The sequence below is a fragment of the Nostoc sp. genome, from assembly GCF_036917355.1.
Lineage (GTDB): Bacteria > Cyanobacteriota > Cyanobacteriia > Cyanobacteriales > Nostocaceae > Nostoc.
Window position 1 is genome coordinate 18,622 of record NZ_JBALDP010000076.1, and the last position, 13,406, is coordinate 32,027.

At 40.3% G+C, this 13,406-nt stretch carries 12 protein-coding genes and 1 pseudogene; 10 read left to right on the forward strand and 3 right to left on the reverse strand.

Translation table 11 applies throughout. The annotated features are described in order from the left end of the window. Positions 1-254: 254 nt before the first annotated feature. Positions 255-1,304, forward strand: a complete 1,050-nt coding sequence (locus V7K53_RS24880; protein WP_335200203.1) for an aldo/keto reductase — start codon at positions 255-257, stop codon at positions 1,302-1,304. 114 nt (positions 1,305-1,418) lie between these two features. Then, positions 1,419-1,991 carry a DNA starvation/stationary phase protection protein Dps gene (gene dps / locus V7K53_RS24885; RefSeq protein ID WP_335200204.1) on the forward strand — a complete coding sequence of 191 codons (573 nt, stop codon included), beginning with the start codon at positions 1,419-1,421 and terminating at the stop codon, positions 1,989-1,991. Positions 1,992-2,240: 249 nt separating this feature from the next. Here dps and V7K53_RS24890 read toward each other — a convergent pair whose 3' ends face one another. After that, a complete protein-coding gene (locus tag V7K53_RS24890) occupies positions 2,241-2,483 on the reverse strand; it encodes a hypothetical protein (protein ID WP_335200205.1) in 243 nt (80 codons plus the stop codon). Between the two features lie 527 nt (positions 2,484-3,010). Here V7K53_RS24890 and V7K53_RS24895 point away from each other — a divergent pair. Continuing rightward, positions 3,011-4,303 carry a hypothetical protein gene (locus V7K53_RS24895; RefSeq protein WP_335200206.1) on the forward strand — a complete coding sequence of 431 codons (1,293 nt, stop codon included), beginning with the start codon at positions 3,011-3,013 and terminating at the stop codon, positions 4,301-4,303. Positions 4,304-5,358: 1,055 nt separating this feature from the next. After that, the gene (locus V7K53_RS24900) at positions 5,359-6,546 is read left to right on the forward strand and encodes a helix-turn-helix domain-containing protein (protein ID WP_335200207.1); all 1,188 of its coding nucleotides are present in this window, start codon (positions 5,359-5,361) and stop codon (positions 6,544-6,546) included. Between the two features lie 30 nt (positions 6,547-6,576). Here the strand turns inward: V7K53_RS24900 and V7K53_RS24905 are convergent, their stop codons facing one another. After that, the gene (locus tag V7K53_RS24905) at positions 6,577-7,266 is read right to left on the reverse strand and encodes a CPBP family intramembrane glutamic endopeptidase (protein ID WP_335200208.1); all 690 of its coding nucleotides are present in this window, start codon (positions 7,264-7,266) and stop codon (positions 6,577-6,579) included. Positions 7,267-7,635: 369 nt separating this feature from the next. Between V7K53_RS24905 and V7K53_RS24910 the strand changes: the two genes are divergently transcribed. From V7K53_RS24910 to V7K53_RS24935, 6 genes and pseudogenes are all read left to right on the forward strand, one after another. Beyond that, positions 7,636-7,779 carry a DUF559 domain-containing protein gene (locus V7K53_RS24910; protein WP_335200210.1) on the forward strand — a complete coding sequence of 48 codons (144 nt, stop codon included), beginning with the start codon at positions 7,636-7,638 and terminating at the stop codon, positions 7,777-7,779. A 96-nt stretch (positions 7,780-7,875) separates the two neighbouring features. Then, entirely contained in the window at positions 7,876-8,652 is a 777-nt protein-coding gene (locus tag V7K53_RS24915; RefSeq protein ID WP_335200211.1) for a class I SAM-dependent methyltransferase, read from the forward strand. Positions 8,653-8,723: 71 nt separating this feature from the next. Continuing rightward, positions 8,724-9,422 carry a glutathione binding-like protein gene (locus V7K53_RS24920; RefSeq protein WP_335200212.1) on the forward strand — a complete coding sequence of 233 codons (699 nt, stop codon included), beginning with the start codon at positions 8,724-8,726 and terminating at the stop codon, positions 9,420-9,422. Between the two features lie 128 nt (positions 9,423-9,550). Then, a pseudogene (locus V7K53_RS24925) lies at positions 9,551-9,961 on the forward strand (GNAT family N-acetyltransferase); the annotation flags it as partial. Further along, entirely contained in the window at positions 9,958-10,596 is a 639-nt protein-coding gene (locus tag V7K53_RS24930) for a YybH family protein (protein ID WP_335200213.1), read from the forward strand. The pseudogene V7K53_RS24925 and the gene V7K53_RS24930, both read left to right, overlap by 4 nt. Before the next feature lie 8 nt (positions 10,597-10,604). Further along, positions 10,605-11,894 (forward strand): glycosyltransferase, encoded by a 1,290-nt coding sequence (locus tag V7K53_RS24935; protein WP_335200214.1) that lies wholly within the window; start codon positions 10,605-10,607, stop codon positions 11,892-11,894. 67 nt (positions 11,895-11,961) lie between these two features. Here V7K53_RS24935 and V7K53_RS24940 read toward each other — a convergent pair whose 3' ends face one another. Then, positions 11,962-13,245, reverse strand: coding sequence for an MFS transporter (locus tag V7K53_RS24940; protein ID WP_335200215.1), 1,284 nt, complete (start codon positions 13,243-13,245; stop codon positions 11,962-11,964). Positions 13,246-13,406 lie beyond the last annotated feature (161 nt).

A 13,406-nucleotide genomic window follows, 5' to 3' on the forward strand; every position in this document is an offset into this window, starting at 1 on the left:
ATTAACATAACAGGTCGATGTTTTAACATAACAGGTCGATGTTTTAACATAACAGGTCGATGTTTTAACATAACAGGTCGATGTTTTAACATAACAGGTCGATGTTTTAACATAGCAGGTCGATGCATTAACATAACAGGTCGATGTTTTAACATAACAGGTCAATGTATTAAGTCAAACATCGCTCCCAGTTTCCAGTTATCATGCCTTTGGAATGGTATTTGCTTAGTTTTTTCATTAATGAGAAAATATTCATGAGATACAAACTCTTGGGCAAAAGCGGGTTAAGAGTCTCTGAACTCTCCTTGGGAACCATGACCTTTGGTGAAGATTGGGGTTGGGGTGCATCTGTTGACGAAAGTCGGAAAATCTTTGATAGCTATGCAGAAGCAGGGGGAAATTTCATTGATACCGCCAACGGTTATACCGATGGTAGCAGTGAAAAAATTGTCGGCGAGTTGATTGCTAGAGAACGAGAACGCTTTGTAGTTGCAACAAAATATTCCTTTCCCTTGCGGATGAATGACAAAAAAGGCGACCCTAACGCCAGTGGAAACCATCGCAAGAATTTGATTCAGTCTTTGGAAGGTAGCCTGAAACGGCTGAATACCGATTACATTGATTTATTCTGGTTGCACGCTTGGGATTTCACAACACCGATTGAAGAAGTTTTGCGATCGCTTGATGATGTAGTGCGTCAAGGTAAAGTACTTTACATCGGCATTTCTGATACACCCGCCTGGATTGTTTCCCAAGCTAATACCATCGCCCATTATCAAGGATGGACGCAGTTTGTAGCCCTACAAATTGAGTACAGTTTGATTCAGCGGACACCAGAACGAGATTTGCTACCACTGGCTAAAGCCTTCGATTTAGCAGTAACACCGTGGTCGCCCTTGGGTGGTGGTGTGTTGACAGGTAAATATAATCGCTCTCCTCAAGGAGGCGCTGAACAAGGACGACTCGAAACTTTGGGCGGAGGGATTTCTAAGAAGAATTTAGCAATAGCTGAAGTTGTTAGTCAAGTTGCGGCAGAAATTGGCCATACACCTTCACAGGTAGCATTAGCTTGGTTACGCGCTCAAAGTGGTGTGATTATTCCGATTATTGGGGCACGTAAGTTAACGCAGTTTCAAGATAACTTAGCTTCAATAGAAGTCACACTTTCGCCAGAACATCTGCAACGCTTAGATGAAGTTAGTCAAATTGAACTAGGTTTTCCCCATGACTTTTTGCACAATGATGTCATTCGCGATCGCCTTTTCGGTGGTACATTCAATACCATAGAAAACCATCGTATTTGACCAATAGTCATAAACAGTAACACATTCAGCCATTAATATAATCTGTCGTCAGAGAGTTTCGCACAGCCAACCAAAATCTGTAAAGTTAGATGCAAAAGGCATTAACGTAGAACTATGAGCGACAACACCATTACATCACGTTTGTATCCCACTCGTATTGACATTCCCGCTGAAGCGCGAGTGCAAATCGTGGTACTTCTCAACCAAAGCTTGGCAGCTACTTCGGATCTAAAAACCCAAGCAAAGCAAGCGCACTGGAATGTTAAAGGAACTGACTTCTATCAGCTACACTTATTATTTGATGAAATTGCTGGGGAATTAGAAGAGTTCATCGATTTGATAGCTGAACGCGTCACAGCTTTAGGCGGATACGCTTTCGGAACAGCCCGCGCCGCAGCTAGTAATTCCATTTTGCCAGAATATCCTTTAGATATTTTGGATGGTAAAGACCATGTAACAGCGTTGTCAGATCGCTTTGGAATCTATGCTAAACATATTAGAGAAGCGATCGCTAAAACTGATGAATTAGGCGATGCTGATACCGCCGATCTTTACACCGAAGTTTCTCGTACCATTGACAAACGACTCTGGTTCTTAGAAGCTCATCTGCAAGTAGCAGAAATTAAAGCAGAGAATGGCAAAGCGGGTACTACTAAAACTCAAAAGATCCCTGCTGCTGTAAAATAAGCACTTTTGAGAGACACTTGATTTACTAATAGGGTGCATTACACTAAAGTTTAAAGCACCCTATGATAACGGTATCTTAATGTGAGTTCGACAAAACTCTCTAATTAGTAGTCCACCACACTAACTTTAATGGGTGAATAACTTCGTAGTAAGGACTTTAGTCCTTGATTTGAGCGCTGTTCGCGAAGCGTTTCCCCAGGTTAGCGCTCACTACAAACCAAGCATTGTTGAGTTAGCGGACTACTAGAACTAAAGTCCAAAACTATCCCTCTCCGAGTTGGAGAGGGATAGTTTTATATTGTAAAACACCTCATGATATGGTTTACCGCCTCGCGTTCCAGTTCTTTCAACTCGAATTAAAGCCTTAATTCCTACCCAGAACGGATCAATTCCATTCAAATCATCAAAAACTTCGACAGTTCTTTTTGTCAGACGATTCCTAGTTTTCTCGGTTTCAATATAACGACTTGTTGGTTTTTTTTTGTGCAGCACAACCCAATTAAGAAGATTAAGAAACTAAGCTACTGATAGCATCTCATAAATAAGCGATCGCGCTCTTTAGCACAACCCAACAAACTAACGTCAATCTTGGGTTTCGTCTCTAGCCCCCAATTAAAGAGTAGACTTCTTGCAAAAGTTGGCGTAAAGGGGAACGTGAGGCCCCCTCTGGGTATTAGGGGCGGGGAAAAGGGTAAAAAAACTCAAAATCCTTTCCCTTTAACCTTTTCCCTTTTCCCTAAGAGTGCAAAAATATATTTTTGCAAGAGGTCTAACTCCCCACCACCCCGCCTAACAGTGCAATTTAGACGGGGTGATTTGTCGTAAACATTTTCGGATTATTAGTTTTCTTGTATAAAATAATACTTTAATGCAAGCGATGAGAAAGGCGATAAGCTAGGATTAAAATTTCTGGCTAACAGTGGAATTTTGAGAGTATCAACCAAATTCTTTCTGTTGTTGCCAAAACCGGATGCTCCCCACTCACACACCCTATTTTTCTTGAAAATACCTGAAAATATATGAAATTTAGAACCTGCAAATATCCTTTCGCACTCATCCTAGTCAGCTTCGGTTTTTTGCAGATAGCTGATGCTCAAACTCCTGTAGCTGAAACCTCCAAGTTATCTCAAGAAGTTTCTGTACTTCGGAAACAGGGCCCAAAAGGATTAGAAGTATTTCTTAAATCCCATGCTAATACGTTAAATTCCGCTTCTTCAGGAGCAGTTCTACCTTCTCCTACACTTCGGGTAGCTTTAGACGAACTTTGTCAACAACGAGACTGTTACGCATCTCGTTTGTATTGGTACACTGATATAGAACAAGCCAAAGCTGCTGCTAGAACCAGTGGTAAACCCATTCTATCTCTGCGGTTATTGGGTAGGTTGGATCAAGATTTGAGTTGTGCTAATAGTAGGTTCTTCAGGGTAGCGCTGTATCCGAATGTTGAAATTTCTAAACTGCTTCAAGACCGCTTTATTTTGCATTGGCAATCAGTGCGCCCTGTACCCAAAGTAACTATTGATTTTGGCGACGGACGCAAGTTGGAGCGAACGATTACAGGCAATAGCATTCATTATGTATTGGATGCATCGGGTCGTCCAATTGATGCTATTCCAGGGTTATATAGTCCCAAAGCATTTTTGCAACAGCTACAGCAGGCTGAATTAGCAGTAAAAAATTACAGTAAACTTACACCAAGCGATCGCGAGTCTTATTTAAGAAAATACCACAGCGATCGCTTAAATTCTATTCAAGCCCAATGGGTTGCGGATTTATCCCGCCTGGGTATCCAGTCTCCCCCTAAGTTGGTAGAAATTCCCAGCAATCCCAGTCAACCACCGACAGCAGAAATAGCAAGCTCTCTAGCAGTTTCTAAAATGAGAGTTGAAACGCCAATGCTAACTGCTCTCCAGTCTAATGCTGAACGGAATCAAAATGCCTTAGCTGAAATTACTGACCAGAAAGTTTGGGACAAAATTGCTCAACTCTATGCCGCCGATGTCAAGCTAGATCGAAATAGCATTTCTCTAATCAGAGCTAAAAAGTCTCAGTCTGTCAACACTCAAGAAGATAATTTGCCGATAATAGTGAAAAAATTTGAAGCCACAATGGCTTTAGATACAGTCAGAAATGAATATATGCTGCACAGCCAAATTCATCAATGGTTTATGCAGGGTAAGCAAACAAGGAGTGTGGAAGCGTTCAACGAACAAGTATACGGACAACTATTTTTAACTCCTAGTTCTGACCCTTGGTTGGGGCTTTTTCCCAGCGATAGCTACAGCGCCATTGATAATGATGGCATTCGTTAGTAGCTCATAAACTGATGTAAGTAAAAAGGAGTGATGAGATTTTATAGCATTGACACCTCACCCATCACTCCTCATAACTTGCGCGTTGATTAGCTGTTACGCATTGTTAAATTACACCAGCTTACTACTTCATTTATCCTCTAACTAAAGAGGCGGATAATTATTAAGTTAATACGTGCTTTTGTATACAAATATTTTTAACTTATTAATATCTATCTTTGCAATTCTAGATATAGTAGTTCGACTATTGCTTGTTCTGGGTAGTTTTACTCTTGCCTATGCCAGATAGCCCCATAATGAATTTGAAAATCTAAAGGCTCAGATTCCGAACTTTTTAAGAAGTTGTGAATTTTATTAATAGACAAGGTATTCAGGAACACAAACAAACTTAACTTAGATTCTATGTCTTTGGTGGTACTGGCTTGATTCTTGTGATGGAAGTTTGGGAAAGTCTTATCAGTTATTCTTAGTAACAATGGAAACAATTATCATTAGCACTAAATCATTCATTGGGGAAATGACAAAGCAGGTTAAACAATAACAGCCAGAAATTAAGGTTGAGATACAGGGCTTTTTGACTGCGGTATCCGAGCTAATTTCTTTGCTAGTCATTATTTGGACTGGCTTATCAGTTTAGTAAAAAATTAGCATAATCTTAAATCAGCAGATGTTGGCACTTATATTTAGCTGAGTTTACCACCAAAGGTAGAAGTAATACTTAGCAAAACACCGTAAGATCCCTTGTAAAAAAGTATCTGGGTGTCGTAAAGTTATCAATGGACACTTTGTCATTTGCTAGATTCAATTTACTTTGAGCATCTAGATTGAATGCTAAACGTGCCATTTAAAAACTAGCCCATCTGTAGCAACTGTGGGATATAAATTGTTGAAAACCTCAAATAAATGTAGTTTTATAAGCTCAATTGGATAAAAATTGTAGTTTACAACCAGTTAAATTTATTACTCAATAAAATTAGGAATGGTGCAATTTTTTTAAGGATTTACCTAGTAGATTTTTTTGCTCAACCTCTGCAAGCAAGTAGCGGGTATTTAAGGTGAACATAGAAAAATTTATCCAACGCGCAGAAGTATTGCACAAGCGTTTAGCAGATTTATACGAAACTGCTAGCGTACTACCTTGGATTTCCCCAGACCTGCTGCCGCAAGCTTTCAAGGAACTCTATAACACTTCAAAGATAGTACAGTTAGCGGCGGAGGAACTTTATCAGCAAAACGAGGAACTAATAAAAACACGAAATTGGCTAGAGGCAGAACGCCAACACTACCAAGATTTATTCGAGTTGGCGCCAGACGGCTATTTAGTGACTAATACAGAAGGAATTATCCAAGAAGCTAACCTCACCGCAGCTAAGTTGTTGAATGTTTCCAAGCATTTTTTAGTAGGTAAACCAATAGTTAACTTTGTCCTTCTAGAAGAACGTCAGCAAATTCGCAACGAACTGATGCAGCTATCGCAATCAGACAGAGTTAGAGAGTTATTGATACGTTTGCAGCAACGTTATGGCGAGTTCTTTGATGCGGCTTTGACAATGGCAGTTATCCGCAATCACCAAGGTAAGGCAATCTCTTTGCACTGGATGGTGCGTAATATAAATGAGCGTCAGCATTTAGAATCAACAATAGTCAAGAACGACGATCACATCTTCAGCGATGCCTACGGTGGTAAACTACGCCCCATACATAAATATGCTAAAGGAGAAACTATTCCCCTCAACCCATTAGTAATTTGGTATGTTTCTCAGGGTTTAGTCAAACTCACTACCTACTGTGAAACGGGTGAAGAAGTGCTGATAGGATTGGCAACAGCAGGAATGATTTTTGGTTCTAGTTTGACATCTTTAAACATTTATCAAGCAACAGTTCTCGCTGATGTTGAGTTAGTGTCAATTTACGCGGCAGAGATAGCAGCTTCTCCAACACTGAGCCATACGCTTTTACCAAAAATTAATCAGCGGTTACAGCAAACAGAATCTTTTTTGGTCATTTGTGGAAGACGGAAAGTACAAGAACGCTTGCACCACCTATTACAACTTTTGAAACGAGAAGTGGGTGAAACTGTACCAGAGGGAACTCGCCTAAGTGTTCGTTTTACTCACGAAGATTTTGCTAGCGCCTGCTGCACCACAAGAGTGACAATTACACGATTGATGGGTAAATTACAAGAAGAAGGTATAATCAGTTTCGACTTCAAAAAACACATCATCTTGAGAGATATTGATTAATTAGTTCGCTGTATATTGATTACATTTTTCTTAAGCAAATATAAGTTGCCAGCCAATCAGGAAAATTGCTATATCTGCAAAAACATGGCTGATGTATCCAGGCCAAATTGAGGAATAATTTAAGTAGCACCATGACCAAACCGCCCCTGCTATAAACACCCCCAATGAGCATAACATTGTCGCACGCCAGTCGAAGTAAGCTGTCAAACCAACAATGTGATGAATCGTAAAAAACAGTGCAGATAGTACTACAGCTAAAGGACTTGATACCAAAATTTCACATTTACGATAGACAAACCAACGCCAGACAAATTCCTCCAGTAAAGAGTTGACAAATATCCAATACACTGCACCTACTAAGTAAATCACAAAACTGTTCAATCCAACTTGCGTTGCTCGATCGCGAACATATTCAACATCTATCCATTTTGCTCCTAGCAACCAATAAACAATCAAGATGATGCCTAGCATTAATAGCCCTAATCCGACTCCAGCCAATAAATCGCGTCTTTTAGGATATTCAAATTTTAAGCTCTCTTTATCAACAAATAATAACCAAATAATGGGTAGTATCAACAACCAGATTTTAGCTAATAAAGCTACTAAATGTCCTTGAAAGCCAGGGAGTATGTATAGTTGAGTTGTAATACCAATGCTCGGAACTGGCACAAGTAACAACAGAGCTAGTAGTGCATTTTGATTTTGGTTAGCTTTTAGCATGGGGAGATTTTATTGTATTTCGATGGTTTTAACTTTTAAACACATCTAGTTTTAAATCCATAGTTTTTATATCAAGTTAGGATGATTACTTATAATAAAATCTATATTAACGAGGTTTACTATCAATACTGTTCGGTTAAGCAAGAGACGCGATGAATCGCTGTCTCTACAATAATTAGTCTTTTGAGAGACGGCGATTTGCGTCTTTGCGAACTAGAATTTTCATCAAAAAACCTTAACAAAACCGTATTGGTTTTGCTATTAATTTTTATATGCAAACTATAAAACATGAGGATCGTAATCAGACTTGAATAAAGTGACACTTTGTATATTGCCACATAAATTTAATACTAAAACTTGTATAAATTTGTGTGTAATATTCCTGCGATCGCATTTATCAGAGAAAACTGGTTAAAATCTGATCGGTTTACTGTGATTCGCTTTAGTAATGAGCAAATATTTAATGATATCGAGTTAGTTTTACATACAATTGCTCAAGCCCTCATTCCCTAACCCCTCCTCTCCCTTGGGGAGAAAGGGAAGTAGAACTACGTCCGTGGGTAGAGAACTTCTAACCTAAACAATTGTTACAAGAATAGTTTTGTAGGTATGAAAATTGATTTTGGTGCAACTGCTACTGATTATGCAAAACATCGCGCTGGTTTTCCCAGTTCATTATTTAACAAACTCTCTGAATATGGTATAGGTTTACCAGGGCAGAATATTGTTGACCTCGGCACAGGAACAGGAACACTAGCACGAGGCTTTGCCGATAGAGGTGCTGATGTAATTGGAATAGACCCATCAGCCTCACTTTTAGAACAAGCGAGACTGTTAAGCGAAGCTGTGCAACTTAAAGTAGATTATCGAGTCGCAACTGCTGAGGATACCGAGTTACCAGCCGCCAGTGCGGATGTGGTGACAGCTGGACAGTGTTGGCATTGGTTTGACCGCCCGCGTGCTGTCCAGGAAATTACTCGTATATTGAGAGGAAATGGCTTGCTCGCGATCGCACATTTTGATTGGATACCCTTAAAAGGTAATGTAGTTCAAGCAACAGAACGACTGATAAAAGCTCATAATCCCGTGTGGAATTTGGACGGCGGTAATGGATTGTATCCCCTGTGGTTACAAGATATTGGCGAAGGAGGATTCCGAGAAATCCGCACATTTTCTTACGATGTATTTGTCTCTTATACACACGAAGACTGGCGGGGACGAATTCGAGCGAGTGCTGGTGTGGGAGCCAGTTTGACACCAGAAAAAGTAGAAGTATTTGACCAGGAATTGGCAACATTGCTCGAAACACAATATCCTACACCAATTCTTCAGGTTCACCATAGAGTTTGGGCTGCGATCGCAAAAGCACCACAATCTAATTCGTAATTCGTAATTAAGAGATGTCTGTAACACACTATTAACCTACAAAACAATCGCGCAATTTTAGGAAAATAACCATGATTGAACTTTACTATTGGGCAACTCCAAACGGTCATAAAATCACAATTTTCTTGGAAGAAGTCGGCTTACCATACACTATAATTCCTGTAAATATTGCGGCTGGGGATCAATTTAAGCCAGAATTTCTGAAGATATCTCCTAACAATCGTATGCCTGCGATCGTTGACCACGAACCAGCAGATGGAGGTGCGTCAATTTCGATATTTGAGTCTGGAGCAATCTTGCTATATTTGGCAGAAAAAACCGGGAAATTAATTCCCCAAGATTTACGTAATCGTACTCAAGTTTTAGAATGGTTGTTCTGGCAAATGGCAGGATTAGGACCAATGGCGGGACAAAATCATCACTTTAGTACTTATGCTCCCGAAAAGATTGAATATGCCATTAACCGCTACGTGAATGAGACAGGACGTTTATATGCAGTACTAAATAAGCAACTAGCAGATAAAGAATTTGTGGCTGGCGATTATTCCATCGCCGATATTGCTGCTTATCCTTGGATAGTGCCCCATGAACTCCAAAGTCAAAACCTAGAGGATTTTCCTCACCTCAAGCGCTGGTTTGAGACAATTAAAGCTCGTCCAGCAACAATTCGCGCCTACGAAAAAGCAGAAGCATTCAAAACTGAAGCGCTCGATCCAAATAAGTTACGAGATTTGTTATTTAACCAATCGGCGAAGACTATTCAGCCTTGAGCTTTTTGAGTTATCTTGTCACTGTGGCGATCGCTAAATTAGTTCTAACCCCAGATCGCCAGTTGCAACTATGAGCAAAAATTTCTCACCATCTTCCTTTCCTCAATTAAGAACACGCAGCTGAGGTAGGTTATGAGCTTGTCAGTACTTTTTGGAGACAAGGCATCATGACTGAGGCGCTGGATACTATCTTGCAATTTGGGTTTCAGAAAATGAGTTTGCGTTTCGTTGTTGCCCAAGTCATGCTAGATATGATGGAAAAAATTTATAGAGTGGCGACAGTCGCGGGAGTTGAGATTTTGCGACAGCGCCAACTAAAAGATAGTGTACCAGATTTGCGGTGGGTATCTGCGGAAACCTTCTATCTGATTGTTGAGCGTAGCCGAAACACTGCCTTCTGCCTGTTTGTTGAGTGTAGTCGAAACATCTTTGTAAAAATTCATTTAATCAGCCCTAGTCAATATAAGTGGCAAAATGTGGGTATTAAGATTAAAACAATTATCGGTAAGTATCACCCAATCTACAGGTTTTTTAGATGATGCAACAGAGATGGGCAAGCATATACAAATGCACTCAGCTACTTGGGAGTTTTTTGTTAGTATTGGTAATTTGGAATCTACCTCAATACGCTCTAGCAGATGTCAACCCACAGGAGATAAATGCAATTATTCGCACGCGGGATATTGCCCTGCAAGCCCTAAACACTCGCGATTTTGCCAAAATACAGCCTTACTTGCACCCAAACTTCACAATCACAACAGTTGATAATCAGATTTTTCACAAAGTTCCTGAGTTTGAAAAGTACTGGAATCAGCAGTTTTCCAGTTCCATTAAAGATATCCAAATGCAACTAAAAGGAGATACTATCAGAACATTTCTTACTTCAGAAATAGATGTTGCCTCTGGAGAAGCGATCGCATCCTTCTCTTTCAAAGATGGCAAAGCAGCTGATATGGGCTTGCGATGGACAGCAGTGCTGCAAAAACTCCAAGATAAATGGATGATTCAATCGCTGCATTTTTCCTCAAATCTGCTAAATAACCCAGTCCTAAATGCTGCTCAACAATTGGGGCGGATTCTAGCAGTTGCAGCAGGTATAGGCGGTTTCCTTCTGGGAGCAGTGACGATGTTACTATTACGTCGCAGCACTCAGCAACGAACCGAAAGGATATAGCAAATAAAGTGGGAAGAAGTATTTATCAGTCCAGTAAAAATATTAGCTTTCATCGTCGTCTGAAAGCAAGCATAGTAGTTTTATTAGTTTGGGCTGGCGTGAGTTTGCTGCACTGGCTACCAGAAACACAATGGTTGATGCTCGGATTAACGGCAATCCTGACTGTGCAAACATTACGGATGCTGTTAGCAAAACCAGTGGCGGCGGTGATGGAGAGTGAGATTAATTTACCGCCAGTCTCGATTTTAGTTCCGGCTAAAAATGAAAGTTCAGTCTTGCCCGATCTCGTTTACAGCTTATGCCAATTGAATTATCCCAGCGATTCCCTAGATATCTGGGTTGTTGATGACGGCAGTACCGATGAAACCCCCCAAGTTTTGAAAGAATTACAAACTCGATTTCCATCTTTACAAGTTCATCAACGGGAATCAAAAGGTGGTAAATCAGGCGCATTGAATGCGGTGTTTCCCTTTACTCAAGGCGAGATTATCCTAGTCTGCGATGCAGATGCTCAGTTAAGAGCCAATTTTCTTCAGCAAATAGTACCTCTGTTTCAGAAGCAAGCGATCGGTGCAGTGCAAGTGCGAAAAGCGATTTCTAATGCTAAGACTAATTTCTTAACCCGTTGCCAGCAAATGGAAATGTGCTGTGATAGCTTTCTGCAAACCCATCGCATTGCTATTGGTGGAATGTCTGAACTACGGGGTAATGGGATGTTAGTTAGTCGGAAATTGTTAGAAAAGTGTCAAGGTTGGAACGAGAACACTGTCACCGATGATTTGGATCTTTGTTTCAAACTGTATTTAGCAGGTGCGGAAATTGAGTTTGTTACAGTTACATCAATTCAGGAAGAAGGGGTAACTACTTGGGAAAAACTTTGGAATCAACGCTGTCGTTGGGCTGAAGGTGGCTATCAGCGTTACCTAGATTATTTCCCGCAAATTCTGATTTTAGGTTGGGCAAAAGAAATTGATTTACTATTATTTTTTATATTGCAATTTCTTCTACCCATTGGACTAATTCCCGACTTACTTTGGACTATATTTTATAGCCATCATCCAGTTCTGTTTCCCCTCCAAACCCTACTCAGCATCATTCTGACAATTGCCTTTATTGCTGGACTTTACCAATTTCAAAATTTACGAGGATGGTCTTTGATGTGGGCAACAATTCAAGGGTCATTATACATGGTGCATTGGATTCCTGTGATGATTGTGACAACTTTAAAGATGTGTGTGCAAAGGGAGCGATCGCACTGGGTGAAAACTGAGCATCGTGGTGGAAAAAATTATGGTTAAAGAATCAGATAATTTGTCTTAGCATAGTTATTCGCACTAGAGATTACGAACTAATATCAGATGCTTACTACTCAGGCAAAACGTTAACTGAGTCGTTACTAAAATTTTCTTCAAGATAGCGTGGATCGCTTACTCCTACGTGCAAAAGCAGTACTGTAACTAATGCACCGATAGCTGCTACTAAGAAGGTAGTTCTATAGTCAATATTCTCCACTATCCATCCACCTAGTAGGGGAGCAAGGATGGTGGCAGGGGCAACAAGGGTATTACCAAGACCAATATAGGCTGGTCGTTGGTACTGGTTGCCAAACTCTAAAGTCATTACCGCAGCAATGTTTTGCAGAGCCATCATACCTATTCCCGCTCCTATAAATACCAAGTAAAACCAGTTTGCATTGGGTGCTAAACAAGCTAAAACCGAACTGAATGCACAGGCGATACAACCAGTTTCCAAGACTAACTTACGACCAGTGCGATCGCCTAACCAACCCATAACCAATCCAGCAATAGTTTGCGTAACCATCAATAGAGTCGTAATTAACCCAACAGAAGCTTCTCCTATCCCATATTGATGTACGGCATAGAGTGTATAGAAGGGAAGTGGCATCAGTGCTAACTGTGAGATCATACGTGCGATCACAAAGCAACGGAAATTCTCATCGCACCGGAGAATTACACCCAGAGTGTCCCAAAATTCACGTCTAGTTTCAAAGGCTGATGATGTGGTGTTTACTGGCTCTCGCGTCCTAGACATAAAAAACCAAGATAGAGCCATTGCCAAACTGGCACACAAAAAACACAGAGCAAAGTTAAATGGTTGAGCAATTTCCTTAAGCAGTAAACCTGCGATCGCAGCACCACAAATACTCATAAAATTACCAGATGCTGCTAAGGTACCGTAAAAAATACCAAGCTTTCTGGAGGGAACAATTTTAGCAATCATGCTTTGCCAAGCAGTGGCGCTAACCCCACCACCTAGCCCTTGCCAAATGAGTATGGCAAATGTCAACAGTAAGATAGTTTGGTGATTGAGTTCTAGTTGTAATAAAGCCACCAGTGCTAATCCCAAAAAAGGAAGCTTCTGATGAATTGTCAACAACATTACAGTTGGTTTGTAACACTGTAGACGAGCTACTTTATTAGCTGTTAATAGCTGAGGTAATTGCCAGCCTAAGCGTGGAATAGCTGGGATCAAGCCGATGAGCAATGCAGAATCGGTAAGAGTGCTAACAAATAGCGGAAGAATCGTGAAAAATGAAGCAAAACCACTCCCAAAACCAAAAAATCCACTTTCAATAATATTGACAGTAAAGTTATGGCGAAGGTCTTTTTGAATTTCAGAATTAAGCATTTTTATAGATATTGCCAGTTTAGTGATTTATTCCCTTTTGGGGAAACTCAGGCTGTATTTTGAACAGGTTTATCTCCTTTTTGTAGATACTTAGAAATTACCTAAGTACCTACAAAAATCTGAGTTCCATAAATTGTTCCCAAATGTTGTTCTCAAATCAC